This is a genomic window from Rhizobium sp. N122, assembly GCF_002211295.1.
GTDB lineage: Bacteria > Pseudomonadota > Alphaproteobacteria > Rhizobiales > Rhizobiaceae > Rhizobium.
In genome coordinates this window covers 1-26,656 of record NZ_LOKU01000010.1, presented here as the reverse complement: position 1 = coordinate 26,656, position 26,656 = coordinate 1, and the positions used below count along the sequence as shown (strand labels likewise).

Genomic DNA, 26,656 nt, shown 5'->3' with positions numbered 1-26,656 from the left:
GTAGGGTTAATGCATGCTGAAGATTTTATTAAAATGTAGCAGAAATATACACGCGGCGCGTGTTGCCGCCTGATTGGCCGGCAATATGAAAGTCTTGTTGGAAAAAGCCCTGCAACGATTGCACATTGCTGGCGTAATGGGGAAGGGTTCAGGCGGCCTTGCGATCGCGCAACGCGTCCAGCAGCTTCTCGCGGCTGTCGTGGCCGGCCTGATAGAGGTCGAGTGCTGCCGATGCTGCATACTGCGCCTCGACGCTCTTGATGTCGACGCGCCGTTCCGCGCACCAGGCATCGAGCGCACCGCGCAGCACGTCGAGATCGTCAGGCGAGAAAGATGAATTCACTAGCAAAGACACCGCTAGCCTCCGCATTCCGGCAAGAGCGTGAATATCCGCGGTCGACCGGGCTCGGAAATCAGCGATCGACTGGGAGTAAACATACGCGTATCCGAGGTGGCCGCAATTAAATATTTTCATGAAGCATTTTTGCAACATCTCCGCTTTCCCCGCGATTAGGCCAGCAGCATTCATGCCAACTATATGAATTGTTTTTAAATTTATACATCGGCGCCCCGTCGCGGCTTTGCACGGGCGGCGTGAAACCAAATCAACTCTTTGCGCGTTACAGAGGAAGTGACGTGAACTGTGTTTGGCTTTCGCCGAATATTAGTAAACTGTTAACTGTCATCTGTCTCAATTCGGATGGGAACGACGCGATTTGAGTGTTTGGATCGTTGAAACTCCTGGTCACGGTATTTCAATCAGGTGCCGTGGGAAAGGCGTGAATGCCCTCGGTCCGGTCACTCCGCCACCGCAGGACGCGCCGGCTCGCACATTGGCGGGCAGGGTGAAATCCATCGCAAGTTCATCCGTCTCGGGCAGTGCATGGAGACGAGAATGGCAATAGTAGTCGCATTGGCGGATCGGCAGCCGCGGGCGCCGCGCCGCCCGGACAAAGAGCCCCGCGAAGCCAAGATCCTGTGGTTCACCGGCGTCCGCTACGAGCGGCTGAGCGAGAGCCCCAGGCATGGCCCGGCGCCCGCGCCGCGCGTCAAAAAGAAGTAACGTCGTTCAACTTCAGCGGGCACTGAATTGCTCGCAGCCGGCTTCCGTCAGGAAGTTTCGTGCCGCCTCATCAAAACTTGCCTGCGGCGCCAGCGTCCGCAGCACGGCATAACCGTCCGGCCGCGCCATCTCCACCAGGATCGCCTGCTGCAATTCCTGCGGCAAGTTCTTGCGCAGGTCGGTCAGTTGGATCGGACCGCCGGCCAAGACGTCGAGCGCGCCGCCGACCGAAGTCCGGTCGTTCATGCTGAAGACCTCGTTGGAGGCGCTGTCATAGATCGCGATCGACCAGAACGGCACCTTGCCCTTGGCGGTGAAATGCACCGGTGCATCCTCGACGTCGAACGAGCAGACGGCGGTGCGCACGAAGGGATCGCCATTGGCGAGGCCCGCCTCGTCATACTGCCTGCCAAGCAGCGTGAAATTGTTGAGGTCGCCCTCCGCCGCCACGCGGGTCGCTGCATCCTTGCCGGTGAAATGCGGCAGCGACAGGATGATGACGAGGTGCAGCAGCGCTGCGCCGAAAAGGCCGGTCAGGATGGCGAAGAAGATTCTAAGCATTGCCGCATCCGGTCTTGGTGAGCTTCGGCATGGCGAGATCGATCACCCCGGAACTGCCGGCGGTCGGTGTGTCGAACAGCGTCAGCACCAGCCGGAAGGTGCCGGCCTCCGGCAAGGCCAGCCAGTTGCCCGGCTGCGCCGCGGCCGAGATCTCGATCGAGAAGCTGCTGTCCGGCTGGCGCAGCACCGTCCAGGAATTGAGTGCCGCGGGATGCCCGGTTTTTACCGCCGCCGGATTGCCGCTATTGTCGGCGGTAAAGAGGGTCCAGAGCCGGGCAGGCGGCGTTTGTCCGCTGATGCGGTAGCGGCAGCCGGCATTCAGCCGCGCGCCATCGTCGTCGACGCTTGCCGTGAAGGTGAGCCCCTCGGCGCTGCCGTAAAGCAGCCTGCCGGCGCGCGCCCGGTGCGACTTGGCGTAAGGATCGGCATCGACCGTCTGCAGCGCCGGAAAGGCCTCCCAGGCGCCGAGCTTGATCCCCCCGAAACCCTGTGTCGCATCCAGCGCATACAGCGAAATCATGATCCCGCCGCCGAAGGCGACGATCAGCGTGACCAGGATGAAGAGGGGGAATCGAAACACGTCAAGACCTTGGAAACCATATCGGGTGAAAGGGTTACCACTGATTCTGGCAGGGTGGAATGCCGTGCGGCGACATGGGCGGTTGATTGATCCCCGGTTATATCCGCGAAGCGGTCGGTCATGCCAGGTGCGGCAATAAGGCTGCCGGGTTGGCCTGTCCAAGACCCCTCCCCAACCCTCCCACAAATCTGCGACGTTTCGAGTGGGAAAGAGGCGGGCGCTCCGGGTTAGTCCCTCCCCTTGTGGGGAGGGGTTGGGGAGGGGGACTTTCACACAGGCGGATAGGGCAGCCATCGGCGAACTCCGCCGCCAACTACTCCGCGCTCGCCACCTTCGCTGGCGCAAGCGGAGCGGCATTTTTCAGCTTTTTGCCGAGATCTTTCAGGACATTGGTCGATTGCACCGAGAGCATGCGCGGCCGGATGAGCTGCGGCAATCCGTCCTGCGGTTTGGCGACGACGGTCTTGGCCACGTCCTTTTCGGAGGGCAGGGGGTTTTCGACGCCGGGAATGGCGCGCAGCGTCACGCCCTGATGGGCATAGTCCATGGCGCGCTTGAAGGTCATCGCCGGCAGCGAGCCGCCGGTCATCTCGTTGGTCGAGGTGTAGTCGTCATTGCCGAACCAGACGGCGCAGGTGTAGTTGCCGGTGAAGCCGACGAACCAGGCGTCGCGATAGGCCTGGGTGGTGCCGGTCTTGCCGGCGGTCAAAACGCCGTTGTCGAGAGCCGCCTTGCGCGCCGTGCCGACATAGGGCACGCGCGACAGCATCTGGTTCATATAGGCGTCGGCCTGTTCCGACAGCACGCGTTTGGCCGCCGGCTCGTCTCGGTCGAAATCGTAGAGCACATCACCCTCGTAATCGAGGATCTGGCTGATGCCGTGGCGGCGCGACTGGTAGCCGCCGGCCGGGAAGGTGGCATAGGCCGTCGCCTGGTCGAGCACCGTCACCTCGGAGGTGCCGATCGGAATGGTGACGTCGTCGCGGATCGGCGTTTCGACGCCGAGATTCTTCGCCATCGCCCGGATCGGCTGGATGCCGAGCTTCTCCTTGGCGAGCCGGACCGGCACGGTGTTGATCGACTGGGCGATCGCAGTCTCGAGCGTGATGCGGCCGACATAGCGGTTGGCATAATTGTGCGGGCTCCAGTTGCCCCAGGAGATCGGCGCGTCGACGATCGTCGTCTGCGGCGTCATTCCGCTCTCCATCGCCAAGGCATAGGTATAGACCTTGAAGGAGGAGCCCGGCTGGCGCAGCGCCCGGGTGGCGCGGTTGAACTGGCTCTCGCCGTAATCCCGCCCGCCGACCATGGCGCGCACGGCGCCGCCGTTCTCGATCATCACCATGGCGCCTTGCTTGGCGTGATAGGCCTCGCCATATTCGCGCAGCGACGTCTCGACCGAATCCTCCGCTGCCTGCTGGATGCCCATGTCGATCGTTGTGCGCACGATCAGCGAATGCTGGTGGAAGCGTGGCGAAAGCCGCTGCACCTCGTCGAAGGCCCAGTCAAGGAAGAAGTCGGGCGATTCCACCTCGTTGCGGTCGACGACGGTCGCCGGATTGCGCCTTGCGGCAATCACCTGGCCCTCGGTCATCAGCCCGCTCTGCACCAGATTGGTCAGCACTTCGTTGGCGCGCGCACGGGCCGCGGGCAGGTTGACATGCGGCGCATATTTCGCCGGCGCCTTGAACAGGCCGGCGAGCATGGCGGATTCGGCGAGGTTCACATCGGTGATGTTCTTGCCGAAATAAAACTGTGCTGCCGCGGCTGCGCCAAAGGTGCCGCCGCCCATATAGGCGCGGTCGAGATAGGTCGAGAGGATTTCCTTCTTGGAAAGGTTGGCCTCCAGCCAAAGCGCCAGAAACGCCTCGGTGACCTTGCGGTCGATCGAGCGTTCGTTGGAAAGGAACAGGTTCTTGGCGAGCTGCTGGGTGAGCGTCGAGCCGCCCTGCACGACTTCGCCGGCCTGGGCGTTGGTGACCATGGCGCGGAACAGGCCGATGACGTCGATGCCGAAATGGTCGAAGAAGCGCCGGTCTTCGGTGGCGAGCACCGATTTGATCAGCGAATCCGGCAGCTCGTCGATCGGCACGGAATTCTGGTGGATGACGCCGCGATGACCGATGACGTTGCCGTAGCGGTCGGTGAAGGTGACGGCGAAATCGCCGCGGTTGCGCCAGTCCTCCTTGGTCGCCTCGAAGGCGGGCTGGGCAAGCAGCAGCATCAGCACGGAACCGGCCGCCCCGAGCGTCAGCCCTTCGCCGGCAAGTTCGAAGACCATGCGTTTCCAGCCGCGCACGCGAAAGCGGCGGAAGAAGATGGTGATGTCTTCCCAGATTTCAGCGGCGCGGAAGCCGGCGTTCCACACGGTCGAATCGATCCAGGAATCGATGCGCAGCAGAATGTGACGGCTCTTCGCCGGACGTTTGCCCGCCGTACCGTTCGCCGCTTTTCCCGGCTCGCTTTCCGAGCCGCTTTCTGGGTTGTCCGGGTCCTGCACGTCCTGTATTCCCGCTTGATCGCACTTCGGTCATATCCTGCCGCCGGAAGGCGACGAAAGCGCGAGGCCCGCATATGGCCGCAAAGCTCGCCGATACCGGGAGACAGTTCTCCGGTACCAGGAGCATACTGAAGAATTGATTGATTTTGCGGCTGATAACAAGAGAGATGCATGAGGGTCACGCGAATTTGCGGGCCGCTGTTGCAAGAAACGAACGATGAACGATCTGCCCTTCTGGAAGAGCAAGACGCTGGCCGAAATGACCGTCGCCGAGTGGGAAAGCCTCTGCGACGGCTGCGGACTCTGTTGTCTCAACAAGATCGAGGAATGGGATAGCGGCGATATCTATTTCACCTCGGTCCGCTGCAAGCTGCTCGACGGCGAAAGCTGTCGCTGCTCCAGCTACGGGAATCGCTGGGATTTCGTACCCGATTGTGTGCAACTGACCAAGGAGAACGTGCCCGATATCGCCTGGCTGCCGCCCACCTGCGGCTACCGGCTGGTCAATGAGGGCCGCGATCTCTACTGGTGGCACCCGCTCGTCTCCGGTGATCCCGAGACCGTTCATGCCGCCGGCATTTCCGCGCGCGGCCGCACGATCAACGAAAACGAGATCGATATCGACGATCTCGAGGATTACGTCGTCGACTGGCCGCTGACCGTCGGCGAGACGAAGGACGAGGAGGAAGCCTGAGGCGGCTGGCGCCCTCGGCTTTCGCCTGCGGGCGAATGACCCATTGGCCCCTTGTCTTCGGCGCAAAACGTAAAATTGGCGCCGGCCGCTGCTTGATTATTGAAAAGTGAGACCCCACTTGCGGCTCAACCCGCTGGTCCGGGCCCCTCTGGCGAGAGCTTCGGCACTCTTGCGATGTCGGACCTCTTCTCCGACAACCAGTGCCGACAGGGGACTCTCCGTGAATCTGTCTTTTTTGTTCGTCGAGTGGCTGGGAACGCCGCTCTGGATGTGGTCGAGCTTTTTCGTCCTCGTCATCGCCATTCTGTCGTTCGACCTCGGTATTCTTCATAAGCAGAACAAGGAAATCGGTGTCGGCGAAAGCGTCAGGCTTTCCGCCCTTTATATCGCGCTCGGTCTCGCCTTCGGTGGTTGGGTATGGTGGTACCTTGGCTCCGATGCCGGCCTTGCCTATCTGACCGGCTTCGTCGTCGAAAAGACGCTGGCCCTCGACAATGTCTTCGTCATCGCCCTGATCTTCTCCTTCTTCGCCGTGCCGCGCCTCTATCAGCACCGGGTGCTCTTCTGGGGCATTCTCGGCGTCATCGTGCTGCGCGCCATCATGATTGGCGTCGGCGCCACGCTGGTCGCCGAATTCGCCTGGCTTCTCTATATCTTTGCCGCGTTCCTGATCGTCACCGGCATCAAGATGCTGTTCGTCAAGGAGGCCGAGCCTGATGTCTCGAAGAACGTCCTCGTCCGCTTCATGCGCAGCCGTTTCAACGTCACCGAGGAGCATCACGGCGAACGGTTCTTCGTCAGAAAGGCAAACCCCAGGACGGGAGCGATGACCTGGTTCATCACGCCGCTCTTCATGGCGCTCGTGATGGTCGAAGTGGCCGACGTCATCTTCGCCGTGGATTCGGTCCCCGCGATCTTCGCGATCACCACCGATCCGTTCCTCGTCTATACCTCGAACATCTTCGCGATCCTCGGCCTTCGCGCCCTCTATTTCGCGCTGGCGGCGATGATCCATCGCTTTCGCTATCTGAAGCCCGCGCTTGCCATCGTGCTGATCTTCATCGGCTCGAAGATCTTCGTCGCCGATCTGCTGGGCCTGGAAAAATTCCCGGCTGCGCTCTCGCTGAGCATCACTTTCGCGATCATCGCCGCCGGCGTGGTCTGGAGCCTCCTCAAGACGCGGGATCCGCAGCAGCCCGCCTGAGCGGGCTCTGCGAGGAATATGTTAACAAAGGAAGGAAACAGATATGATTTCGGATTTCATCGGTTGGATTTTTGCCCTCCTCGTCGTCGGTCCGCTGCAGGCTGAAATACAGCAACAGGCTGAGCGCGCCCGGCTTCCCGTGGAGATCGTCCGCCAGTCCCAGGCCTGCCTGACATCCCAGGGACCGCGGCTCATCGAGCGCGCCGCCGGCGACTACGTCTGGGCGGCGGCCACGGTCGTCAGCATAGCGATCGGCCATACCGCGCCGGCAGAACTTCTCGACGGCAGCGACCCGCAATGCGCAGCCCTCGCCAGTGCCCTGAAGGGAGACGGCGAGGGTGCGTGACGGCAACCAGCTGACAATGGAGCGTGTGATTGATCAAGGCGGGAATGGGCAACCGCCGCGCGGTGTCGCCACAACGCGGCTTCGGGAGATGCTGGAAATTGCCCGGGTGAAAGGCGGCCTCTCCATCGGCGAGGCTCTGGAGACGATGGGCCAGACGAGCATCGCCTTCACCATCCTGTTCCTGGCAATCCCGGCGCTGACCCCGATCCCCGGGCCGTTCGGAATGGTTTTCGGCACCGCGCTGGCGCTGGTCTCCCTGCAGATCGTCGCCGGCGGCCGAAAGGTCTGGTTGCCCGCCATCGTCAGGGATCGCCGGGTGTCGCCCGCGGCGCTTGATCTTATCGTGGGTCACGCGGTTCCGGTGATTGCCCGGGTGGAAAAGCTCGTGCGCGCCGGCCGGCTGCAGGCCCTGACCGGTCCGACAGTGCAGGCACTTCTTGGCGTTCCTGTCTTCCTGCTTGCCGTGGTGATCGCGCTGCCGATCCCCTTCGGCAATATTCTGCCGGTGGTCTCGCTGGTCGTGCTGGCCGTCGCCCTGATGGAGCGGGATGGTCTCGTCACCTTGATCGGACTGCTGCTCACATCGGCGACGATCGTCGTCACTGCCGCCTTGCTCTATTTTATCAAGGCGATGATCATCACCGCCTCTTAAGCCGAATGGACGGGGACCGCGGCGAGGAACCGCCGCAGCTCCGTCTCCACATATTCATCCACTCGGCCTTCTCCGCCAAAACCCCACCAGGTGAGCGAGCCCTGCCATTGCGACAACATCAGCCGGGCGATGGTCTCAGGCGCGCTCGCCGATCCGAAACAGCGTGCGATCGCCGCCGTCAGCGCTTTGCCCCAGGCGGCCCCGCGGGCCCGCAGCACCGGATCGCGAAGATCTTCGCGAAGCACCAGCAATCCCTCGCCATAGGCTGCGGCATTGTCGCCGTAATCCTGCGACAGGCCGACGAGCAGCGCGATGGCGCCATCCGGCGTTTTCGCCACGCTGCCGGCAAGCCGTGCCGTTTCCGCATCCAGCCTGTCCCAGGCATAGAGCAGTGCGGCGCGCAGCATCGCCGCCTTCGTCGTAAAGCGCTGCACCAGCGTCGAGCCGGAAAGGCCGCTGGCTTTGGCCACCGCCGCAAAGGTTGCCGCATCCGGCCCCTCGGCCTGGACCAGCGCTAGCACCATGGCGAGAAGCTGTTCATCGGAGAGCGTGCGGCGGCGCGGCATGTAATTCCTCTTGCATCTGTCTTATTTGTAAACGATCATTCGTTTATATACAATAGGCGGTTTCGGTTCGAACATGGAGGATGGAGACATGACAGCGGACTTGCGGGAGAAAGTGGCTTTGGTGGCCGGTGCCACACGCGGCGCCGGCCGCGGCATCGCGGTGGAACTCGGCGCTGCCGGCGCCACCGTCTATGTGACGGGGCGCACGACACGCCTGCAGCAATCCGAATATGCCAGGCCGGAGACGATCGAGGAGACGGCCGAGCTGGTAACGGCTGCGGGCGGCAGGGGTATCGCCGTTCGGGTCGATCATCTCGTCGCGGACGAAGTCGAGGCGCTGGTTGCCCGCATCCGGGCGGAAGCCGGCCGGCTCGATATTGTCGTCAACGACATCTGGGGCGGCGAAAAACTGTTCGAATGGGACAAATCCGTCTGGGAGCATTCGCTGGAAAAAGGCCTGCGTATGCTGCGGCTCGGCATCGAGACGCATCTGATCACCGCCCATTATGCGCTGCCGCTGATGATCGAGCGGCCGGGTGGGCTGCTGGTGGAGGTGACCGACGGCACGGCCGACTACAATGCCACGCATTACCGGCTGTCGCCCTTTTACGACCTCGTCAAGACGAGCGTTACCCGCATGGCTTGGGCGCATGCCCAGGATCTGGCAAAACACGGCGCCATGGCGGTTTCGATCACGCCCGGCTGGCTGCGCTCCGAAATGATGCTGGATGCCTATGGTGTCAGCGAGGAAAATTGGCGCGAGGCGACCAAGGTGCAGCCGCATTTCGCCATTTCCGAAACCCCGCGCTTCGTCGGCCGGGCGGTGGCCGCCATTGGCGCCGACCCCGACCGCGCCCGCTGGAACGGTCAGTCGCTGTCGAGCGGCGGACTGGCCAAACTCTATGGCTTCGACGATATCGACGGGTCGCGGCCGGATTGCTGGCGTTACATGGTGGAAGTGCAGGAGCCGGGCAAGCCGGCCGATGTCGCCGGCTATCGCTGAGGCTGCCGTTTACCGCGCAGCTGCAAGCCGCGCCGCGTCGCGAAACGACACCAGCCGCTTGGTCTGTTCGTCCCACAGCACCAGCTTGACGCAGCGCAGGCTGTCCATGAGCGTGATGCGGCCTAGGTCGGCAAGCTCGGGATGGTCCCGCAGCACCTCCGGAAGCCGGTAGTAAGGCACCCGGCTCGACAGGTGATGCACGTGGTGAATGCCGATATTGCCGGTGATCCATCGCAGCACCGGCGGCAGGTCGTAATGCGAGGCGCCGTGCAGGGCGGCATGCTGGAACTGCCATTCCGGCTTCTTCGACCAATGCGTTTCCTCGAACTGGTGCTGGACGTAGAACAGCCAGACGCCGGCGGCACCCGCAAGCAGCACGATCGGCAGGTGCACCAGCAGGAAGGGGATGATCCCGACCGCCCAGATCGCCAGAGCGGCGGCGAGCGCGATGGCAAGGTTGGTTGCCATTGTGGAGACCCAGGGCAGGGCGCCGGAGCGCATCATGCCGAACGGCAGGCGCTGTTTGATGATGAACAGCCATGCCGGCCCGATCCCGAACATCACGGCCGGGTGCCGGTAGAGCCGGTAGCCGAGCCGGCCCCAGCGCGACAGCGCATTGTATTCGGCGATCGTGAGCGTCTCGATGTCGCCAACACCGCGTTCGTCTAGGTTTCCGGCCGAGGCGTGATGCTCGGCATGCGCCCGGCGCCAATAGTCGTAAGGCGTCAGCGTCAGGATGCCGATGATCCGCCCGACCCAGTCGTCGAGGCGGCGGCGGGCAAAAAACGAGCCGTGGCCGCAATCATGCTGGATCATGAACAGCCGCAGCAGGAAAGCGGCGGCGGGAATGACGAGGATCAGGCCGGGCCAGAAGCTGTAATGAACCGCGGCCCATGCGGCGGCCCAGAACAGCGCGAAAGGCACGACCGTGACGGCAAGCTCGAAAGCGCTGCGTCCGGCCCGTGGCTGGCGATATCCGGCAAGGATCTTCAACCAGTGCTTTTCAGCGAAGGCCTCCTTATGCGCATCGGCTCGCGCCGGGTTTTCATCGGGCTGGCCAGAAGCGGCGATCTGCATTTCCTCGCTCTCGTTGCGGCGCGCGGCTTCGATCACAGAATGGCGCCGTCAAAAGCAGCGATGCTCGAAAGGCTAAGGGCTGAGCGGAGGAGGAAGGGCGGATGATCCAACGGGTGCATTCTTTCAAGAGAGGTCATGGTCGCAGCACTTCCCGTTTTTCTGAAAGCATGTCAATGGGCGATAGTGCCGCGCCGAAGCGCGGCGCGTCCGGCGGCATGCACCAAGACGCTCCATCGCTGCGAGCCTGCCGACGGTCCATTCCGGAAAATCGATTCCGCTTTGAGCAATTGTGCAGTCCTGCCGGCAGCGGGGGCGCAAGCCGTCCCCGCCGCGCCGATGCGAGGCGCTACTTCTTCGGGGCGCTGCCGTGCGGCGCACTATTGGCGGCCGTCTTCATCTGGTTGGAGAATGTGCTGTCCGTCTTCGCCGCCTGCTTGTCCTTCTTCGGCTTGCGGACTTCGCGGTTGCTTCTCATTTGCCCTTTTGCCATGGATGAAATCTCCTCTCTCATTGCAATGGAAAGCTGCGGGCTGCGCCGCAATCGCCCCCGTTTGTCGGTCGCGATCGACGTTCGCGAGATGAACGAAGGCAACCCGGCAGCGGCGGACCACAGGGAATGGAATGAAAACGCAGGCTTGAACCCGATACCGGGGCTTTCTCCCGGGAAACAGCCGTACCGGTAACCCCGTCACCGCATATTTCGGTCAATCATCAATGCCTTCTCATGGCATGAAAATGAGACGCCATTAAGGCGCTGCCGCAAGAAAGCCATATTTCAGCAGCCCCCGGCCTGTCCGTTCGGCAGAGGCTTCGATGAAGGAAAAGCTTCATCGGCGGAGCTGGAACATGTCAATATTAGCCGGCGGCGCGTCTTTCGCGTGGTAGTCCCTGTATCGCATATCTGTTGCAGATGGGGGTGATCGGTTTCGGCGGCGCCTTCGGCTTGCCGAAATGGTATTCGAGAGCCTTTGAGAGCAGGGCCGGCGAGGTGACGCCCTCCTGGAACAGCCTGATCAGCAACACGGCCGCCACGTTGAAGACGCATTCGTCGTCGGTCGGAATTCGGGCATCATAGCCGGCCTCGTCGAGTACGCCCTGCAGCATGTCGAGATCGGCAGAGGTCAGGTGCGGCTTTTCGGAAGTGGAAGACATCGGCCCTCCTTTCGTCGGGGCGAGGGTATCGAAAACCCTCAGTCGGCAGCGCCCGTACAATGGCTGCCGAAGGCGAGACCATGCTCCTTTCACCGAGGCAAGGCAATGGGATTCTGCTGCTTATATGCGTTTTATCTTATGAAAAGCCCGCGCCGGTTCGCGGTGCGGGCCGCAAGCCTCATTCCGCTGCCTGATAGGCCGACGTCCGCGCCGCCGATGTCCGCGGGCCGGCGGCTGCAAGCAGGGTGATCGCGATCGCAAGCAGCGCCACGAAGGCGATGCCGGCGACATAAGGGTCCCATCCGAAATGCGGTGCAGCGCCGAATACCGCCGAGGCGGCTGCGAGCACGATGCCGCCGCCGATCTGGAAGGAGGCAAAGAGCAGTCCGGAGGCGAGCCCCGACTTGTCATCCTCGACGTCGGAAAGGGCTGCGACCTGCACGGAAGGGTAGGTCATGGCGTAGCCGAGACCGAGCGGGATCTGCGAGAACAGCACCAGCAGGATCGGATCGACATGTCCGAGTGCCGTCACCCAGAAGATATAGCTGAAGGCCTGCAGACCGACACCGGCCGCCATCAGCCCGGTGGCGCCGCGATTTTGCGCAAGGCTCGCGAACCGTGGTGCGAGGAACATCACGAAGACGCCGCCAAGCGCAAAGCAGAAGCCGGTGGTGAAGGCCGACCAGCCGATGACGTTCTGATAGTAGAGTGTCGCCAGGAACTGGAAGCCGACATAGGCGCCCTGGAACAGTGCGGCAATTGCATTGGCATGCCGGAGCTTCGCCCGGCGGAACATGCCGAGCGGCACCATCGGATCGGTATGGCGGGCTTCGACCGCGAGGAACAGCAGGATCAGCACAAGCGACGCGGCGAGCGAAGCCCAGGTCGCAAAAGCCTGCCAGCCGGCGGCCGCGGCATTGGTGATGCCGAAGACGAAGAGCAGCAGGCCGGGGGTGATCGTCAGCGCGCCGGCCCAGTCGAAGCTTGGCCGCGGTCCTGTTCGTTTCGGATCGGCCGGCAGCGCCAGCGGCGCAAGCAGCAGCGTCAGGATGGCGACCGGCGCGCCCATCACCAGCGTCGCCCGCCAGCTGAAGATCGTCGCAGCACCGCCGAGCACCATGCCGAGCACGAAGCCGGTGGCGCCGGTGGAGGCGAAGACGCCGAGCGCTTTCGCCCGCGCGGATCCTTCGCCGAAGACGGAGAGCAGCAGGGCGAGCGCTGCCGGCGCGGTGAAGGCGGCGGCGATACCCTTGATCAAGCGGGCGGCGATCAGCGTCGGGCCGCTGTCGACGAAGCCGCCGGCGATGCTGGCGGCGGCAAAGATCGCCAGTGACCAGAGGAAGACGCGGCGGTGGCCGAAGACGTCGGCGACCCGGCCGCCGAGCAGCAGAAAACCGCCATAGCCCAGCACATAGGCGCTGACGGCCCATTGTAGCGAAGTCGCCTCCATGCCGAGTTCGGCCTGGATGGCGGGCAGCGCGACGCCAATGGTAGAGACGTCCATGGCGTCGAGAAAGTTGGTGGCGCAGAGCAGCAGCAATGCCAACCCCGCTCCGCTTTTCGATTTGGAAAGTGTCATCGAAACGTTCCTTCTTTGCTGCCGCCTCGTCGAGGGAGGATGCGCGGACGGCAGGGAACGAGAAAATGTACAGCTTCCGAACCTATTGCAAATTGATAGTAGCCATGCCAGGTATTACTGGTGATGATGAATGATGCCACGCTGCGCAAAATCGACCTGAATCTGCTGCTGGCCTTTTCGGTACTGATGCAGGAGCGCAATGTCAGCCGCGCCGCCGAACGGCTGCTGCTCGGCCAGCCGGGCCTGTCGGCGGCTTTGCGAAGGCTGCGCGAGGCGCTGGATGACGAACTCTTCGTGCGCGTCGGCCGCGGCCTGCAGCCGACTCCGCGCGCCCTTTCCATTGCCCCGGCGATCGAGGATGCGCTGTCGGGCATCGAACGCGCGATCCGCCCGCAGGCCGACTTCGATCCGGCGAGCTGGCAGGGCGAGTTCCGCATCGGCATGTGCGACAATCTCGAATCCGCCTTCTTCGGCCCGCTTGCCGCCCGCCTGCTGCAGTTTTCGCCCGGCGCCCGGCTGATCGGCATCGCTTCGGAAAAGCGCGAGGCTGCCCGTCGGCTGGACGAGGGGGTCTTCGATTTTAGCGTTTCCGTGCATGACGAACCGGCCTCCTGGCACATCCGGGCGCCGCTGTTCAACCAAGCCTCGATCTGCATCTACGATGATGCTCAACTCAAGCTGAAGGCGCCATTGAGCCTTGAGGATTTCGCCGCTGTCGCCCATCTCACCGTCTCGTTCGAAGGCAATGCCGCGACCAGCATCGATGCCGCGCTGAGCCGCACCGGTCATGTCAGGCGCGTGGTGGCGACGGTGCCGCGCTTTTCCGCCCTGCCGACGGCGCTGCGGGCGATGCCCGCCATATCAATCGTGCCGGAATCGATCGGCCGCTGCATGGCGCAATTGCATGGGCTGACGATCGCAGCCCCGCCGCTTTCGCTGCCGGCCGATCCGGTGACCATGCTCTATCGCCGGGTCGACCAGGCCGATGGCCGGGCGCGCTGGTTCCGCCGGCTGTTCCTCGACGTCGCCGGCGAGGCGCTCGTAGCCTCCGGCTGCCGCGTCTCGATCTCGAGAGCGGCGGCCTGATCCTTATTATAGCTCGCCTTTGTGAAAATAGGCTTCGAGGCGGTAACCGTCCGGGTCGATGATGAAGGCGGCATAATAGAACTGCCCGTAATCCGGCCGGATGCCGGGTTCGCCATTATCCGTGCCGCCGGAGGCGACGGCCGCCGCATGAAAGGCGTCGACCCCCGCTTCATCGGGCGCGACGAAGCAGAAATGCAGCCCGGATCGCAGATCGGCAAGAACCGGCTGCTCGACCTGCATCACCCAGAGCCCGACCCGTTCCGGGCCGTAGCCGATCATGGTGTCGGAATTCGACAGGCGCTCATAACCGAGTGGAGCCAGCGCCGCATCGTAGAAACGGCGGGCTCTTTCCAGGTCTTTGACGCCGATGGAGACATGATCGAACATGGGCCGCAAAACTCCTTATATCGCTCGTTCCAGACGGATTTCTCATCCTCAACATGGCGCGACCCCACCATCTTTCAACCGCCGTCGCAAGTCAACGAACGGCGCTGGCCGTTGCGGCCTGGAGACTTCAGGCGATCCTGTTCGGCGGCAGAAGTCGGCCAGCCGTCCAATCCGGCGATAGGAGTGACTGGCCCCGCATCGGCGGGACCAGTCGCAATCTCAGCCGTCGATCGCAGCCCATTTCGGTGCGATACCCGTACCGCGGCCCAAGCCGTAACCAAGGCGGATATTGAGCATTCCCAAGGGTTCGAGCAGGCGAGCGGCATCGAGCGAGCCGGTTTTCTCGACAGCAAAGCCGGCGTCCTTCACCAGCGCTGCGGAGGTTTCGACAGCATCATCGTCGCCGGCCAGGAAGACCGGTATGGTGGAGGTGTGTTTTGGGGAGGCCGCGAACAGCTCGGCGAAGATGGTATTGAAGGCCTTGACGACTTTGGCGCCCCTGGCCCGGTGCTGGATTTCCTCGGCTGCCGACGTGTCGTGACCAAACAGCAGGCCGGAGAAATCGGGCTTCAGCGGATTGGTGATGTCGACGACGATCTTGCCCTGCAATGCCGCCGTTCCGGCAAATTCGAGCGCCGAAGCATAAGGCAGCGCGAGGACGAGAATATCGGCTTCGGCCACGGCGGAGGCGATCGATACGCTTGTCGCGCCGATCGCCTCGGCAAGCGACTTTGCCGCGGCCTCATTGCGCGACGCCAGGATCAGATCGCGCTTGCCTGCCAGCCGACGCGCCAAGCCGGCGCCCATGTTTCCAGTTCCGATAATCGCGGTTTTCATATGGTCGGTTCCTTCATCCAGTTGAATGACGTCGATATAGCCGGCCGCGATCCCATCATGAATGGCATTGAATGGAAGAATATAATTGCATAAAAGTATCGAATGACCGATCTCACCAATTTGAAGACCTTTGTCGCCGTTGCGACGGCCGGTAGCTTCGCCAAAGCCGCCGCCAGGCTCAACCTGTCGCCCGCCATGGTCGGCCGGCGCATTCAGGCTTTGGAAACCGACTATGGTGTCAAGCTGATCGAGCGCACCACGCGAACCCAGAGGCTGACCGAGATCGGCCTCCGGTTTCTGGAAAGAGCCAGCAGGGTCATCGATGAGCTGGAGCAGTTGAACGACCTCGCCGGCCCAGCCAACCACGAAATATCCGGCCACCTTCGCATCAGCGGACCGACGACGCTCGGCGTCAAGCGGCTGGCATCGTCCATTGCTCGATTTGCCAATCAGCATCCCGCTGTCAGTCTGGAGCTTAATCTGACCGACCGGAACGTCGATCTGATCGCTGAAGGCTATGATCTTGCCATTCGGGTGGCGCATCTGCGGCCATCTTCCTTGATCGCAAGAAGGATCGGCACCTATCGCTTCGTCTGCTGCGCCTCTCCCGGTTATCTCGACAAGAACGGCGTGCCGACACATCCCGAGCAGTTGCAACAGCACCGCTGCATCCTGAGCCTCAACCTCGTCCCGCGCGATCAATGGCATTTCGAAGATCAGGAGGGACGGGCGCTGGCGGCAAAGATCGACAGCAATATCGGTATCGACAATGGCGAAGCCATGCGCGTTGCCGCGGTTGAGGACGCCGGCATCGTCTACGCGCCGCTGGTCCTGGTAGAGGAGGACATCGCCGCCGGGCGGCTGACCGAGGTACTCGCCGATTGGGAAAAGTACAGCCTGCCGATTCACGCGGTGCACCCGTCGCGGCAATTCGTGCCGCGACGGGTGAAGGCCGCGATCGGCTGGATTGCCGGAGATCTCCGCCGCTAGAATCGTGCAAGCAGCCGCGGCGCGACCCTACTGCAATTGCGGCTTCTTGAGAAAACTGTTGCGGTCGGCGGACTTGATGCGCAGCCAGGCTTCCCGGCCATTCCTGAGGATCCGCATCGGAATTTCGGCGCCGGCCGGGCCGCTGCTCCACACCTTCCGATAGAAATCGGCCAGGCCATCGACCTCTTCGTCGCGGATCTCCGAGATGATATCGCCCTGCCGCAGGCCCGCCTGGGCGGCCGGGCCGCCTTCGGCGACGCTCATCACCACCACGCCGCCATTGCTCTCGGCGGAGAATGCGCCGAGCCAGGGCCGCGGCGGCTTGTTGACCTGGCCGCGGTTCAGCAGATCGTCGAGGATCGGCGTCAAAAGGTCGATCGGCACGACCATATTGATATCGGCGACCTCGTCGCCCTGGCTCATTTGCAGGCGAAGCGAACCGATGCCGAGAAGCTTGCCGTCCGAACCGATCAGCGCCGCACCGCCCCAGGAGGGGTGGGCCGGCGCCGTGAAGATCGCCTCGTCGAGCAGATATTCCCAGTAGCCGGCGAATTCCTGCCGGGCGACGATGTTCGCCTCGACGAATTCGCCGACGCCATCGGCAAGCACGACGGCATCGCCGGGCTTGGCGCTTGCCGCGTCGCCGAGATCCACTGCCGGCGCATTCAGAACCCCAAGCGCCTGCACCAGGCCGAAACCGGTTTCCTGATCATAGGCAAGCGCATGCGCGGGGACGACGCGCCCGTCACGGGTGGTCAGCCAGACCTCTTCGGCCTCGGTAATGAGATAACCGATGGTCAGCACCAGCCCATTGTCGCGAATGACCACGCCGCTGCCCTCCCGGACGGTGCCCAGCGTCTCCGCTGTGAAGGCATCGTCCGGAATGGAAGAACGAACGGCCACGACTGACCGCAAAATCGGATCGATATTCATGCTTTCATCCCGACAGGCGCCGGCGCGAGAGACTCAAAATCCGGCGCACCCTGTCCTGAATAGGTAAGAAGATGAGTGGGCGGCGGCAAGGCTATGGCCGATGGAATTTCCAACCTCCTGGAAGCCAAGGCGCCATGCATGCAATAGGCAATCAAATCGCTCGGACGAAGCCGCACCATGCCATCCGCTGCCAGCACCAGAATCCTAGGCACGATATTTCTGGTGACAGCGCCAATGTGCAACAATATACGGTCAATCCCATCAGGCTCAGGCTGACACGGATTTGCGACATGAAAGACTGGCATCCCGATCTCGGCCGCAGCAGCAGCCCCCGTTACATGGCCATCGCCGATGTCATCGAAATGGATCTGCGCAGCGGCCATCTGGTGGCCGGCGACCGGCTGCCGCCGCAGCGCGAACTCGCCAAGCGGCTGAACGTCGATTTCACCACGGTGGCGAGAGGCTATGTCGAAGCGCAGAAGCGCGGGCTTGTCGATTCGCATGTCGGCCGCGGCACCTTCGTCACCGGAGGCGCGGACAGGGAGCGCCAGGGTTTTGCGGCTGGCGCCGCAGCCGATCCGCGCCGCGCATCTGTCGTCGATTTCTCGATGAACATGCCGCCGGAGCCGGATGATCCGGAACTGATCGCCCGCATGCGCGAGGGCATGGCGGCGGTGGCCGCAAACCTCATTCCACTTCTGCGCTATCAGGGCTTCGGCGGTTCCGGTATCGACAAGGAGGCCGCCGCCGCCTGGCTCGGCCGTCGCGGGCTCAAGCCCTCGCAGGAGCGGATATTCGTCACGCCGGGTGCCCATCCGGCCCTGCTGGCGATCTTCGGCCTGCTGGCAAAACCGGGCGAAACCGTGCTTTCGGAAATCATCACCTATCCCGGCATGCGCTCGATCGCCGCGCAGCTGCGGCTCAATCTGGCCGGCCTGGCGATGGATGAGGACGGTGTGCTGCCGGGCGCCTTCGCCGAAGCCTGCGAGCGGCTGAAGCCGAAGGCGCTCTATCTTAATCCGACACTGCAGAACCCGATGACGCTGACTGTCCCGGCCAGGCGCCGCGAGGAAATCGCGGCGGTCGCCCACAAATATCACGTGCCGATCGTCGAAGACGATGCTTACGGCTTCATCCCGCAGCAGGGCCCGGCGCCGTTCGCCGCCATGGCGCCCGATCTGACCTGGCACATCGGCGGCCTGGCGAAATGCATCGGCGCCGGTCTGCGCCTTGCCTATGTGGTGGCGCCGGATAGCAAGGCCGTCTGGCCCTTCGTCAGCGCCGTGCGCGCCAACAATGTCATGGCCTCGCCGCTGACCCTGGCGCTCGTCACCCGCTGGATCGAGGACGGCACCGCCGATGCGATCCTGCGTTTCATCCGCGACGAGACCGCCGCACGCCAGCAGATGGTGGCCGCCATCCTGCCGGCCGGCGGCTTCCGCGCCGACCCGATCAGTTTCAATATCTGGCTGCCGCTTTCCAACGGATGGACCCGCTCCACCTTCGGCAGCCATATGCGCTCCGCCGGCATCGGCGTCGTGGCAAGCGATGCCTTCACGGTCGAGGGCGCCGCGCCCGAAGCCGTGCGGGTCTGCCTCGGCGGCCCGATCGGCCGCGAGAAACTGCAGGGCGCCCTGGAATTCATGGCCCATGCGCTTGAGGGGCCGCCGGAAATGGCGGCTTCGTTCTTCTGACCCGGCAACGCCGCGCCGTGCCTTCAGGCAAGTTATAAGTCCTTCTTCATCATGTCCGTGCAATCCGCGGTCGGCTCGACCTGCGGAAATCTGCGGCATTCTGACGAGTTGACTGGCAATGTCCCGACAATGTATTTATATTGAATGCATACATTGTTGAGCATTGATTGGTTTGATGCTCGCGCAGAATAAGGTGTGATCATCATGGAGACCGAATATCCCCCGCTTCCGCCGCTGCAGACCGGCATCAAGGGGCGCTGCCCGCGCTGCGGCCAGGGCCATATGTTCAAGGGTTTCCTGACCTTGCAGCCGCAATGCGAGGCTTGCGGTCTCGATTATTCCTTCGCCGATCCGGCCGACGGTCCGGCTTTTTTCGTCATTTGCTTTGCCTGCATCCCGAGCGTGCTGCTCGGCGTCTGGCTGGAGGTGGCTTTCTCGGCGTCGATCTGGGCGCAGCTCCTGATCACCGGCCCCTTCATGCTCGCGACCTGCATTCCGCCGCTCAGGCCGCTGAAGGGCTGGCTGATCGCCAGCCAGTATTTCTACAAGGCGGAAGAGGGCAAGCTTGCCTAAAGCATTTCGCGCAAAAGTGTGCAGCGCTTTTGCCGCAACGACATGCGAAAAACAAAGGGCTAAAACGCAAGGAGCGAATCTGAAAGATTGCGACGCGCTTTAGGGCTTGTTGAGCGTCGCGCGCAGGCGCGGCGTGGCGAAATCGATGAGCGCCCGCAATTTCAACGGCACCATGCCCTGCGCGGGATAGACGAGATGCACCGGTGCCGGCGGCGGTTCGAAATCAACAAGCAGCGGCGTGAGCAGCCCGGCCGTCTCGGCACGGGCGGCCTGGTAGGACAGAACCCGGGTGATCCCGAGCCCGGCGACCGCCGCATCGACCGCCGCCTCGGCGGTGTTGACGGCAAGCCGTGAACGGATGGGCACGGTGAGATCGCGTTTTCCCTCTGTGAATGTCCAGTTCAGCGTCGAGGCCATGCTCTCGAAGGTGATGCAGTCATGTGTGGAAAGATCGGCTGGGTGCGGAGGCGTGACGTGCCGCCTCAGATAATCCGGGCTGGCATAGGCGGTCCGGCGGATCGCGCCGAGCCTGACGGCGATCAGGTTGCTGTCCGGCAGATTGCCGATCCTGAGCGCCACATCGATATGATCCTCTACGAGGTTCGACAGCCGGTCGCCAAGCATCAGCCGCAGATTGATATCTGGATAGGCTTTGAGGAAATCCACCACGACAGGCAGCACATGCAGCCGCCCGAAGACGATCGGCGCGGTCATCGTCAACGCGCCCTTCGGCGCGCTATATTCACCGGCCGCCGCCCGTTCCGCCTCTTCCACCCGATCGAGAATTTCCCGCGCCGCCTCCACATAGGAACGGCCGGCCTCGGTCAGCGTGACCTTGCGGTTGCTTCGCCGCAGCAAGCGGGCGTTCAGATGCGCTTCCAGTTCGGAAATCTTGCGGCTGACGGTTGCCAGCGGCGTCCGCAGATGCCGGGAGGCGGCCGACAGGCTGCCCTGTTCGACAACGGCGAGAAGCACGGTCATGGCGTCGAGGCGGTCCATTCTTTCCTTCCGAAAATCGGGAATATGCCTTCCAGATTAGCATTCTACTACAATCAAGTGGAAGGCAATACATTAGCCGCAGATGGCAAGTGGCCATCGTCAATCGCGGCCCGTCGTTCGGGAAGACCAAAGGAAACTGCCAATGAAACTCTACCATCACCCGCTTTCCGGCCATGCCCACCGGGTTCACCTGTTTCTGTCGCTGCTTGGCGTGCCCTATGAACTGGTCGAGGTCGACATGGCGGCGGGCGCCCATAAGGCACCGGAGTTTCTGAAGCTCAATCCATTCGGTCAGGTGCCGGTGCTCGACGACGACGGCACGGTCGTCACTGATTCCTCTGCCATCCTCGTCTATCTCGCGCGCAAATACGGCCGCACCGATTGGCTGCCGGAAGGAGCCTTGGCCGCAGCGCGAATCCAGAAATGGCTGTCGGTTGCTGCGGGTGAGATCGCCTATGGGCCGTGCGCTGCGCGATTGGTGACTGTCTTCGGCGCCGATTTCCGCGCGGACGAGGTGATCGCCCGGGCGCACCGCATTCTCGCGCTGATCGAGGCGGAGCTCTCCGACCGCCGCTTCCTGCTCGGCGACAATCCCGTGATCGCCGACATCGCGCTCTACAGCTACATCGCCAATGCGCCGGAGGGCAATGTCGACATCGCGGCCTATCCAAGCGTCCGCGCCTGGCTTGCGCGCATCGAGGCGCTGCCGGGCTTCGTCGGCTTTCGCAAGACGAAGATCGGCCTTGCCGCATGAGACGCCGCCGGGACGGATCACCGTCCCGGTTTCCCAAATGGTGGCCTTAAGGAGGTCGTGATGCCGGAGCAGACAAGACAGGACGCGACGTCACCCTGGCATCAGGGGGAGCTCGCCATGCAGCGCAGCGTCGGCGTCGTCGAACGCATGGATGGGCCCGGACGCAATTTCGTCCGCAAGGCGATGCCGGAGCAGCACCGCGCTTTCTTTCCGATGCTGCCTTTCATAGTGCTCGGCGCCGTCGATGCCAAAGGCGATGTCTGGGCAACGTTGCGGGCCGCACGACCGGGATTTCTGTCCTCGCCCGATCCGGAAATCCTCGATGTCGACCTGCCGCGCGACCGGGTCGACCCGACCGAGGCCGGCCTGGAGCATGGCGACGCGATCGCCATGCTCGGCATCCAGCTCGAGACCCGGCGGCGCAACCGGCTGAACGGCGTCATCCGCAGAACGGATGCCGAAGCTTTCCGCGTGCGCGTCGGCCAGAGCTTCGGCAACTGCCCGCAATATATCCAGCCGCGCTCTTGCATCTTCGCCCGCGATCCCGACAGATCGACAACGGCGCCGCCGCTGCATTCCGCTCAACTCGACGATCGCATGCGTGGGATGATCGAGGGCGCCGATGCCTTCTTCGTCGCCTCCTATGTCGACCGCGACCATGGCGAGCGGCAGGTGGACGTGTCGCACCGCGGCGGTTATCCCGGCTTCGTGCATCTCAGCGCTGACGGCGTCCTCACCATTCCCGATTTTTCCGGCAATCGGTTCTTCAACACACTCGGCAATTTCCTGGTCAACCCGAGGGCCGGGCTGGTCTTCATCGATTTCGAAACCGGCGACATGCTGCAGATGGCAGGGAAGGCCGAGGTGGTACTGGATTCGCCCGACATTACAGGTTTTCCAAACGCGGAGAGGCTGTGGCGTTTCACGCCCGAAAAGATCGTGCTTCGCCCGGATGCCCTGCCGTTGCGATGGAGCAAGGAGAGCGCCGATCTGCTGCGCCGTTCCCGCGGGTGAGGGGGCCTGGCTGCCTCTCGACCTCTGACGTAAAACACTGCTGCTGCCTTGCAAACAAATGTACTGATAGGTACAATGATGACTGTTCAGTACAGGAGCGCGCCAATGCCCAGCCTCGTCCCGCCTTTCACCCTTGAGACCGCCACCCGGAAAGTCCGCCTTGCCGAGGACGGCTGGAACAGCCGCGATCCCGAGCGCGTCTCGCTCGTCTATACGCCGGACAGTCGCTGGCGGAATCGCGCTGAATTCGTCAACGGCCGTGCCGAGATCGTCGCCTTCCTCACCCGCAAATGGGCCAAGGAGCTGGATTACCGGCTGATCAAGGAGATCTGGGCCTACACCGATGATCGCATCGCCGTACGCTTTGCCTATGAATGGCACGATGACAGCGGCAACTGGTTCCGCTCCTATGGCAACGAGAACTGGGAGTTCGATGCTGCCGGCCTGATGCAGCGCCGCTTCGCCTGTATCAACGACCTGCCGATCCGCGAATCGGAGCGTAAATACCATTGGCCGCTCGGCCGGCGGCCGGACGATCATCCCGGTCTGACCGAGCTTGGCCTCTGACACAAGCGAGCCCAAGGAACTCCGCCGGTGAAGACCGTCCACGAACGCGCCGACATCGTGCCGCTATTGGCGGAAATTTTCCGCGAACTCGGCTATGAGGGCACGTCGCTCAGTCGCATCACCGAACGCACCGGCCTCGGCAAGGGCAGCCTTTACCACTTCTTTCCCGGCGGAAAGGAGGAGATGGCAAGCGCCGTGCTTGCCGATATCGACGCCTGGTTCGAGCAGGCGATCTATCGGCCGCTGAGACAGGGCGACGCGCACCAGGCGATCGCAGCGATGTGGGACAATGTGAATGATTATTTCAGATCCGGCCGCCGCATCTGCCTTGTCGGCGCCTTTGCCCTTGACGACACAAGGGAACGGTTTTCGGCGGCGATCGGCGACTATTTCATCCGCTGGATCGCCGCCTTGCATTCGGCGCTGAGCGGGGCAGGCTGTTCCGAGGCAGAGGCGAAAGCGCTGGCCGAGGAAGGTGTCGCCGGCATACAAGGCGCGCTGGTGCTGGCGCGGGCGCTGGCAGACGAAACGATCTTCACGCGCTCGCTGCAAACGCTGGCGAAGCGCTTTGAGGCAGCGACGCGATGAGGACTGGCCTTACATCCGCGCCGCTTTGCCTGTATCTCTCAGCGCTGTTGTTGGGGCTGCGGGGCCGGGCGCGGATTTTCCCGTTCAAGGCGAATCTGGCGCCACTCGTTTTCCATCTGGTCGACGAGGTGCTGGGGAATGGTGGTTTGCGTCGTGGCGGGCGTCTGCATCGGAAGTCTCCTCAAGGCTTCAGGGCAGCTAAATGCATTGCACAAGACAAAAGCTGTGTAAATCAGTGGCTTAAACACTTTAAACGATTAAATGAATTTTAATCGATTAAGACTGTTTTAACCATGACATTTCTGGGAAGCGCGGAATGGTTGTCCACATGGACCGAAGTTTCTTTTTCGATGCGGTGAGGGGCGATCTCTTCAAGGGAGAGATGACGCATCCTCAGGTAGTGGGGATCACGGCGATTCTCGATGCCTGGGATGAGCGGTTTTCGCAGGCCGACCGACGGTGGCTCGCCTATATCCTGGCGACCGCCTATCACGAGACCGCCTATACGATGCAGCCGGTTCGCGAGACGTTGGCGCAAAGCGATGCCCGTGCCGTCGAGATCCTGGAAACGGCCTTTGCCGCTGGCCGGCTTTCCTGGGTAAAGACGCCCTATTGGCGGCCCGATGAAGATGGCCGCTGCTGGCTCGGGCGCGGCCTGGTGCAGCTCACCCACAAGCGGAACTACGAGGCGATGAGCGTGCTGACGGGCATCGACCTCGTTGCCGATCCTGACCGGGCGATGGAGATGGATGCGGCGGTGACGATCCTGATCGACGGCATGCTGCAGGGCAGCTTCACCGGCCACAAGCTTGCCGATCACCTGAACGCGGCGAGCGAGGACTGGGTGAATGCGCGGCGCATCGTCAACGGCACCGACCGGGCGGAAAAGCTCGCGGCTTACGCAATGGCCTTCCATGCGGCGATGCGTCCCAATGCTGCGCATGGCGTGATCGCGCGGTTGAAGGCCTGGGGCTCGCGTGTTATCGCGCGGCTGACCCTCTGAAATCTGACAGGAGCTTCGCGTGATCCGCCATATCGTCTTCTTCACCGTGCAGGAGGAGCATCTGCAGGAGGTGAGGGCCGGGCTGTCGATCCTGACCGCCATTCCGCATGCGCGGCTCCTGGAAATCGGCACCAATGTGAAGACCGATCAACTGGGCACCGAGATCGATCTCGTGGTCTATGGCGAATTCGACGACGAGGCAGCACTTGCCGCCTACAAGGCCCATCCGGATTATCAGCTGTCGATCGAGCGGGTGCGGCCGATCCGGGAAAAACGCATTGCCGCCGATTACGACAGCCGCACGGCGGTGACGCGGCCGCTTTGATTTTCAAAAACATTCGGCTGTCACATTCCGTTGAAATTTCAAACGGATGACTGATTTTCCGGAGCGGGAGCGCGCCGCAGCTCAATCAACTTCCGAGCCGCCCGACTCAACTTTCGAAAAAGCGGCGGCAAGCGATTCAAAAGATTCGGCAAAAGTGGCCGCACCGGTCGCGATGCGTGGACGAAAGCCGCTCTCGTCCTGATGCCGATGATAATCAAGACATATTAAGAAGGGCTGACCTGACTGCCGATTTCTTGAGCGGCGGGCGGAGTCGGCTGGGATGCGTGGGCGCGCACCATCGCCATCAACATCAGCACGAAGGTTAGCGACAAGGCTGCGAGAATGGCGCAGGCGATGAGTGCCGGCCCGGTGCCGGCGCGGTCGAGGATCGCGGTGAAGATGACCGGGGCGATGGCGTTGGCGAGGTTTTGCGGCAGCGATAGCCGGGCCGATTGCAGGCCGTATTCGCCCGGTGAAAACACTGCCAGCGGCAGAAGCGCGCGGGCGACGGTCATGACGCCGGCGCCGAAGCCGTAAAGCAGAACGAAGGTGACGAGCAGCGGCGGCGACGAACCGGCGGCCAGCAAAATCAGGAAACTGATCATCATCAGGCCGATGCCCGTGGCCGCGCTGAGCATGGGGTTACCGCGCCTACCGAGCAGCATATCGAGGAAACGCGCCGAGATGCCGAGGATGCCGCGTGCCGAACCGAGCTGCAGTGCGAAGGCCGGCGAGGCGCCGGACTGGCGGAAGATTTCGAGCAGCGATGGCGAGATGCCGAAGGTGATGAAGGTCGAGATCGTCGTCGCAGCCGCAATCAGCAGGAAGGCTTTGCGCCGCGCCGCTTTGGACAGCGGCAGCGGGGCGAGGTCCAAGGCGCCGCCTTCGACATGTGTTACGATCGGTTTCGGCAGAGCGAAAAGATGCAGCGGCAGGCAGATGAAGAATTGCAGGCCGGCTGAGATGAGAAAGGTGAGGCGCCATCCCACCGTTTCGTTCAGCAGGCTGAGAATCGGCCAGAAGATGGTGCTCGATAGGCCGGTGAACAGCATGAGAATGGCGATGACCCGTTTGCCGTTCGCGCCTTCGCGCTCGACGATGGCGGTATAGGCCGGTGCCGAAAGACCGAACGCGCCGCCGATGCCGATGACGACCCAGGCGGTGGCATAGAGCAGGACGCCGTTTGCCGCGGCAAGCAGAGAGAGGCCAAGCGCAAAGGTGAGCGATGAGGCCGAAAGCACCCGCGCGGCGCCGTAGCGGGCGAGCCAACGGCCGGTCGCGGGACCAAGCATGGCGCTGATCATCATCATGATCGTCAGGCCGGCAAACACCACCTCGTTCGCCAAGCCGAGAGCGGGCGCCACGATGCGGCCCATGACCCCGAGCATGTCGAAAGTCGTGCCCCAGCCGATCAGTTGGGTGACGGCAAGCACGCTGACCGTCTGCGCCGAGCGGAAGCGGTGGAAATTTGGCATGGGTGCTGAAATGGCCTGAATGCGGGACCCAAGGACATAACAGTTTCAATCGGCCGGTAAAAGCTGCGATTGCAATTCCCGGCAGCATCCACCAGCAGCCGTGGCATGGATGCTCGGGTCAAGCCTGATGCTGGGGTCAATCCCGATGCTCGGGTCAAGCCCGAGCAGGACAGAGGGTGGGGAGCCCAGGGAGAAAATACCGTAAGTCGCAGCGGTTTTGTCGAAATTGCCGTCCCTTGTTTTGCGCAAATCCGCTTCCGCGATCTTGATGGAATTCCTCCAGACGTCCCGCCTCTTGCCGGTCGTTGCCCCCCACTCTCCGTCCTACTCGGGCTTGACCCCATATGCGCTAACTTAGCTGTCTATGTGCGATGGATCGTCGCCTTCGCGGCGGCTCGCGCAGTCGATAGAGCAACCGGATTCTGGCGATCGCCCTGATGGGAGCGTGCAAGAC

At 62.8% G+C, this 26,656-nt stretch carries 31 protein-coding genes; 17 read left to right on the top strand and 14 right to left on the bottom strand.

The features are described 5' to 3' along the window. Window positions 1-148: 148 nt before the first annotated feature. Window positions 149-355: a hypothetical protein gene (locus ATY75_RS09130; protein WP_003578078.1), complete on the bottom strand. Its 207-nt coding sequence runs from the start codon at window positions 353-355 to the stop codon at window positions 149-151. Window positions 356-895: 540 nt separating this feature from the next. Between ATY75_RS09130 and ATY75_RS34560 the strand changes: the two genes are divergently transcribed. Continuing rightward, window positions 896-1,063: a hypothetical protein gene (locus ATY75_RS34560; protein WP_190241334.1), complete on the top strand. Its 168-nt coding sequence runs from the start codon at window positions 896-898 to the stop codon at window positions 1,061-1,063. A 12-nt stretch (window positions 1,064-1,075) separates the two neighbouring features. Here the strand turns inward: ATY75_RS34560 and ATY75_RS09125 are convergent, their stop codons facing one another. From ATY75_RS09125 to ATY75_RS09115, 3 genes are all read right to left on the bottom strand, one after another. Beyond that, the gene (locus tag ATY75_RS09125; protein WP_088937286.1) at window positions 1,076-1,624 is read right to left on the bottom strand and encodes a DUF1254 domain-containing protein; all 549 of its coding nucleotides are present in this window, start codon (window positions 1,622-1,624) and stop codon (window positions 1,076-1,078) included. Further along, entirely contained in the window at window positions 1,617-2,204 is a 588-nt protein-coding gene (locus tag ATY75_RS09120; RefSeq protein WP_088937285.1) for a DUF1214 domain-containing protein, read from the bottom strand. The genes ATY75_RS09125 and ATY75_RS09120 overlap by 8 nt, the downstream gene beginning before the upstream one ends. Before the next feature lie 313 nt (window positions 2,205-2,517). Further along, window positions 2,518-4,704 (bottom strand): PBP1A family penicillin-binding protein, encoded by a 2,187-nt coding sequence (locus tag ATY75_RS09115; protein WP_088937284.1) that lies wholly within the window; start codon window positions 4,702-4,704, stop codon window positions 2,518-2,520. Window positions 4,705-4,921: 217 nt separating this feature from the next. Between ATY75_RS09115 and ATY75_RS09110 the strand changes: the two genes are divergently transcribed. From ATY75_RS09110 to ATY75_RS09095, 4 genes are all read left to right on the top strand, one after another. Continuing rightward, entirely contained in the window at window positions 4,922-5,398 is a 477-nt protein-coding gene (locus tag ATY75_RS09110) for a YcgN family cysteine cluster protein (protein ID WP_088937283.1), read from the top strand. A 220-nt stretch (window positions 5,399-5,618) separates the two neighbouring features. After that, the gene (locus tag ATY75_RS09105; RefSeq protein ID WP_088937282.1) at window positions 5,619-6,602 is read left to right on the top strand and encodes a TerC family protein; all 984 of its coding nucleotides are present in this window, start codon (window positions 5,619-5,621) and stop codon (window positions 6,600-6,602) included. Window positions 6,603-6,645: 43 nt separating this feature from the next. Further along, window positions 6,646-6,948: a hypothetical protein gene (locus ATY75_RS09100; RefSeq protein ID WP_007626744.1), complete on the top strand. Its 303-nt coding sequence runs from the start codon at window positions 6,646-6,648 to the stop codon at window positions 6,946-6,948. A 25-nt stretch (window positions 6,949-6,973) separates the two neighbouring features. After that, window positions 6,974-7,600, top strand: a complete 627-nt coding sequence (locus tag ATY75_RS09095) for an exopolysaccharide biosynthesis protein (protein ID WP_088937378.1) — start codon at window positions 6,974-6,976, stop codon at window positions 7,598-7,600. On the opposite strand, the gene ATY75_RS09090 is transcribed toward ATY75_RS09095, so the two are convergent. Continuing rightward, on the bottom strand, window positions 7,597-8,166 hold the full coding sequence (locus ATY75_RS09090; RefSeq protein ID WP_088937281.1) for a TetR family transcriptional regulator: 570 nt from the start codon (window positions 8,164-8,166) through the stop codon (window positions 7,597-7,599). The genes ATY75_RS09095 and ATY75_RS09090 overlap by 4 nt on opposite strands. Window positions 8,167-8,254: 88 nt before the next feature. Here ATY75_RS09090 and ATY75_RS09085 point away from each other — a divergent pair, with 88 nt between their 5' ends. Continuing rightward, complete coding sequence (locus tag ATY75_RS09085; RefSeq protein ID WP_088937280.1) at window positions 8,255-9,169, top strand: SDR family oxidoreductase; 915 nt, start codon at window positions 8,255-8,257, stop codon at window positions 9,167-9,169. 9 nt (window positions 9,170-9,178) lie between these two features. On the opposite strand, the gene ATY75_RS09080 is transcribed toward ATY75_RS09085, so the two are convergent. Beyond that, window positions 9,179-10,246 (bottom strand): fatty acid desaturase, encoded by a 1,068-nt coding sequence (locus tag ATY75_RS09080; RefSeq protein ID WP_190241337.1) that lies wholly within the window; start codon window positions 10,244-10,246, stop codon window positions 9,179-9,181. A gap of 101 nt (window positions 10,247-10,347) precedes the next feature. On the opposite strand from ATY75_RS09080, the gene ATY75_RS34555 reads away from it, so the two are divergent. After that, window positions 10,348-10,929, top strand: coding sequence for a hypothetical protein (locus tag ATY75_RS34555; protein WP_190241338.1), 582 nt, complete (start codon window positions 10,348-10,350; stop codon window positions 10,927-10,929). A gap of 172 nt (window positions 10,930-11,101) precedes the next feature. On the opposite strand, the gene ATY75_RS09075 is transcribed toward ATY75_RS34555, so the two are convergent. Both ATY75_RS09075 and ATY75_RS09070 read right to left on the bottom strand, forming a co-directional pair. Further along, a complete protein-coding gene (locus tag ATY75_RS09075) occupies window positions 11,102-11,398 on the bottom strand; it encodes a hypothetical protein (RefSeq protein WP_088937278.1) in 297 nt (98 codons plus the stop codon). 178 nt (window positions 11,399-11,576) lie between these two features. Next, a complete protein-coding gene (locus ATY75_RS09070) occupies window positions 11,577-12,977 on the bottom strand; it encodes an MFS transporter (RefSeq protein ID WP_088937277.1) in 1,401 nt (466 codons plus the stop codon). A gap of 123 nt (window positions 12,978-13,100) precedes the next feature. Here ATY75_RS09070 and ATY75_RS09065 point away from each other — a divergent pair, with 123 nt between their 5' ends. After that, a complete protein-coding gene (locus ATY75_RS09065) occupies window positions 13,101-14,063 on the top strand; it encodes a LysR family transcriptional regulator (RefSeq protein ID WP_064837698.1) in 963 nt (320 codons plus the stop codon). A gap of 6 nt (window positions 14,064-14,069) precedes the next feature. Here ATY75_RS09065 and ATY75_RS09060 read toward each other — a convergent pair whose 3' ends face one another. Both ATY75_RS09060 and ATY75_RS09055 read right to left on the bottom strand, forming a co-directional pair. Continuing rightward, window positions 14,070-14,450 carry a VOC family protein gene (locus ATY75_RS09060; protein ID WP_088937276.1) on the bottom strand — a complete coding sequence of 127 codons (381 nt, stop codon included), beginning with the start codon at window positions 14,448-14,450 and terminating at the stop codon, window positions 14,070-14,072. 219 nt (window positions 14,451-14,669) lie between these two features. Beyond that, entirely contained in the window at window positions 14,670-15,287 is a 618-nt protein-coding gene (locus ATY75_RS09055) for an NAD(P)-binding domain-containing protein (protein WP_088937275.1), read from the bottom strand. A 102-nt stretch (window positions 15,288-15,389) separates the two neighbouring features. Between ATY75_RS09055 and ATY75_RS09050 the strand changes: the two genes are divergently transcribed. Beyond that, complete coding sequence (locus ATY75_RS09050; RefSeq protein WP_088937274.1) at window positions 15,390-16,277, top strand: LysR family transcriptional regulator; 888 nt, start codon at window positions 15,390-15,392, stop codon at window positions 16,275-16,277. A gap of 27 nt (window positions 16,278-16,304) precedes the next feature. Here the strand turns inward: ATY75_RS09050 and ATY75_RS09045 are convergent, their stop codons facing one another. Beyond that, window positions 16,305-17,210, bottom strand: coding sequence for a S1C family serine protease (locus tag ATY75_RS09045; RefSeq protein WP_064837709.1), 906 nt, complete (start codon window positions 17,208-17,210; stop codon window positions 16,305-16,307). A gap of 290 nt (window positions 17,211-17,500) precedes the next feature. Here ATY75_RS09045 and ATY75_RS09040 point away from each other — a divergent pair, with 290 nt between their 5' ends. Further along, window positions 17,501-18,904 (top strand): PLP-dependent aminotransferase family protein, encoded by a 1,404-nt coding sequence (locus ATY75_RS09040; RefSeq protein WP_088937377.1) that lies wholly within the window; start codon window positions 17,501-17,503, stop codon window positions 18,902-18,904. Between the two features lie 204 nt (window positions 18,905-19,108). Continuing rightward, window positions 19,109-19,477: a DUF983 domain-containing protein gene (locus ATY75_RS09035; RefSeq protein WP_088937376.1), complete on the top strand. Its 369-nt coding sequence runs from the start codon at window positions 19,109-19,111 to the stop codon at window positions 19,475-19,477. A 99-nt stretch (window positions 19,478-19,576) separates the two neighbouring features. On the opposite strand, the gene ATY75_RS09030 is transcribed toward ATY75_RS09035, so the two are convergent. Beyond that, a complete protein-coding gene (locus ATY75_RS09030) occupies window positions 19,577-20,476 on the bottom strand; it encodes a LysR family transcriptional regulator (protein ID WP_088937273.1) in 900 nt (299 codons plus the stop codon). A gap of 142 nt (window positions 20,477-20,618) precedes the next feature. Between ATY75_RS09030 and ATY75_RS09025 the strand changes: the two genes are divergently transcribed. The 4 genes from ATY75_RS09025 (at window position 20,619) to ATY75_RS09010 (ending at window position 23,399) form a co-directional block, all read left to right on the top strand. Continuing rightward, window positions 20,619-21,230, top strand: coding sequence for a glutathione S-transferase family protein (locus ATY75_RS09025; RefSeq protein ID WP_088937272.1), 612 nt, complete (start codon window positions 20,619-20,621; stop codon window positions 21,228-21,230). Between the two features lie 60 nt (window positions 21,231-21,290). Further along, complete coding sequence (locus tag ATY75_RS09020) at window positions 21,291-22,244, top strand: pyridoxamine 5'-phosphate oxidase family protein (RefSeq protein WP_088937271.1); 954 nt, start codon at window positions 21,291-21,293, stop codon at window positions 22,242-22,244. Between the two features lie 105 nt (window positions 22,245-22,349). After that, window positions 22,350-22,811, top strand: coding sequence for a nuclear transport factor 2 family protein (locus tag ATY75_RS09015; protein ID WP_088937270.1), 462 nt, complete (start codon window positions 22,350-22,352; stop codon window positions 22,809-22,811). Between the two features lie 27 nt (window positions 22,812-22,838). Then, window positions 22,839-23,399 carry a TetR/AcrR family transcriptional regulator gene (locus ATY75_RS09010; RefSeq protein ID WP_088937269.1) on the top strand — a complete coding sequence of 187 codons (561 nt, stop codon included), beginning with the start codon at window positions 22,839-22,841 and terminating at the stop codon, window positions 23,397-23,399. 38 nt (window positions 23,400-23,437) lie between these two features. On the opposite strand, the gene ATY75_RS35445 is transcribed toward ATY75_RS09010, so the two are convergent. Next, window positions 23,438-23,569 (bottom strand): hypothetical protein, encoded by a 132-nt coding sequence (locus tag ATY75_RS35445; RefSeq protein WP_257784956.1) that lies wholly within the window; start codon window positions 23,567-23,569, stop codon window positions 23,438-23,440. A 146-nt stretch (window positions 23,570-23,715) separates the two neighbouring features. On the opposite strand from ATY75_RS35445, the gene ATY75_RS09005 reads away from it, so the two are divergent. Both ATY75_RS09005 and ATY75_RS09000 read left to right on the top strand, forming a co-directional pair. Next, a complete protein-coding gene (locus ATY75_RS09005) occupies window positions 23,716-24,402 on the top strand; it encodes a hypothetical protein (protein ID WP_088937268.1) in 687 nt (228 codons plus the stop codon). Between the two features lie 19 nt (window positions 24,403-24,421). Continuing rightward, window positions 24,422-24,727 (top strand): Dabb family protein, encoded by a 306-nt coding sequence (locus tag ATY75_RS09000; protein ID WP_088937267.1) that lies wholly within the window; start codon window positions 24,422-24,424, stop codon window positions 24,725-24,727. Between the two features lie 224 nt (window positions 24,728-24,951). Here the strand turns inward: ATY75_RS09000 and ATY75_RS08990 are convergent, their stop codons facing one another. Further along, window positions 24,952-26,202 (bottom strand): MFS transporter, encoded by a 1,251-nt coding sequence (locus ATY75_RS08990; RefSeq protein ID WP_088937265.1) that lies wholly within the window; start codon window positions 26,200-26,202, stop codon window positions 24,952-24,954. Between the last annotated feature and the right edge of the window lie 454 nt (window positions 26,203-26,656).

Bases quoted from the DNA above. Each gene is read 5' to 3' on its own strand.
- ATY75_RS09015 (WP_088937270.1), top strand. From the start codon at position 22,350: ATGCCCAGCCTCGTCCCGCCTTTCACCCTTGAGACCGCCACCCGGAAA.
- ATY75_RS35445 (WP_257784956.1), bottom strand. From the start codon at position 23,569: ATGCAGACGCCCGCCACGACGCAAACCACCATTCCCCAGCACCTCGTC.
- ATY75_RS09110 (WP_088937283.1), top strand. From the start codon at position 4,922: ATGAACGATCTGCCCTTCTGGAAGAGCAAGACGCTGGCCGAAATGACC.
- ATY75_RS34555 (WP_190241338.1), top strand. From the start codon at position 10,348: ATGATCCAACGGGTGCATTCTTTCAAGAGAGGTCATGGTCGCAGCACT.
- ATY75_RS09005 (WP_088937268.1), top strand. From the start codon at position 23,716: ATGGTTGTCCACATGGACCGAAGTTTCTTTTTCGATGCGGTGAGGGGC.
- ATY75_RS09050 (WP_088937274.1), top strand. From the start codon at position 15,390: ATGACCGATCTCACCAATTTGAAGACCTTTGTCGCCGTTGCGACGGCC.
- ATY75_RS09045 (WP_064837709.1), bottom strand. From the start codon at position 17,210: ATGAATATCGATCCGATTTTGCGGTCAGTCGTGGCCGTTCGTTCTTCC.
- ATY75_RS09020 (WP_088937271.1), top strand. From the start codon at position 21,291: ATGCCGGAGCAGACAAGACAGGACGCGACGTCACCCTGGCATCAGGGG.
- ATY75_RS09060 (WP_088937276.1), bottom strand. From the start codon at position 14,450: ATGTTCGATCATGTCTCCATCGGCGTCAAAGACCTGGAAAGAGCCCGC.
- ATY75_RS09100 (WP_007626744.1), top strand. From the start codon at position 6,646: ATGATTTCGGATTTCATCGGTTGGATTTTTGCCCTCCTCGTCGTCGGT.
- ATY75_RS09085 (WP_088937280.1), top strand. From the start codon at position 8,255: ATGACAGCGGACTTGCGGGAGAAAGTGGCTTTGGTGGCCGGTGCCACA.
- ATY75_RS09125 (WP_088937286.1), bottom strand. From the start codon at position 1,624: ATGCTTAGAATCTTCTTCGCCATCCTGACCGGCCTTTTCGGCGCAGCG.
- ATY75_RS09080 (WP_190241337.1), bottom strand. From the start codon at position 10,246: ATGCAGATCGCCGCTTCTGGCCAGCCCGATGAAAACCCGGCGCGAGCC.
- ATY75_RS09055 (WP_088937275.1), bottom strand. From the start codon at position 15,287: ATGAAAACCGCGATTATCGGAACTGGAAACATGGGCGCCGGCTTGGCG.
- ATY75_RS34560 (WP_190241334.1), top strand. From the start codon at position 896: ATGGCAATAGTAGTCGCATTGGCGGATCGGCAGCCGCGGGCGCCGCGC.
- ATY75_RS09030 (WP_088937273.1), bottom strand. From the start codon at position 20,476: ATGGACCGCCTCGACGCCATGACCGTGCTTCTCGCCGTTGTCGAACAG.
- ATY75_RS09090 (WP_088937281.1), bottom strand. From the start codon at position 8,166: ATGCCGCGCCGCCGCACGCTCTCCGATGAACAGCTTCTCGCCATGGTG.
- ATY75_RS09025 (WP_088937272.1), top strand. From the start codon at position 20,619: ATGAAACTCTACCATCACCCGCTTTCCGGCCATGCCCACCGGGTTCAC.
- ATY75_RS09035 (WP_088937376.1), top strand. From the start codon at position 19,109: ATGGAGACCGAATATCCCCCGCTTCCGCCGCTGCAGACCGGCATCAAG.
- ATY75_RS08990 (WP_088937265.1), bottom strand. From the start codon at position 26,202: ATGCCAAATTTCCACCGCTTCCGCTCGGCGCAGACGGTCAGCGTGCTT.
- ATY75_RS09075 (WP_088937278.1), bottom strand. From the start codon at position 11,398: ATGTCTTCCACTTCCGAAAAGCCGCACCTGACCTCTGCCGATCTCGAC.
- ATY75_RS09070 (WP_088937277.1), bottom strand. From the start codon at position 12,977: ATGACACTTTCCAAATCGAAAAGCGGAGCGGGGTTGGCATTGCTGCTG.
- ATY75_RS09040 (WP_088937377.1), top strand. From the start codon at position 17,501: ATGAAAGACTGGCATCCCGATCTCGGCCGCAGCAGCAGCCCCCGTTAC.
- ATY75_RS09065 (WP_064837698.1), top strand. From the start codon at position 13,101: ATGATGAATGATGCCACGCTGCGCAAAATCGACCTGAATCTGCTGCTG.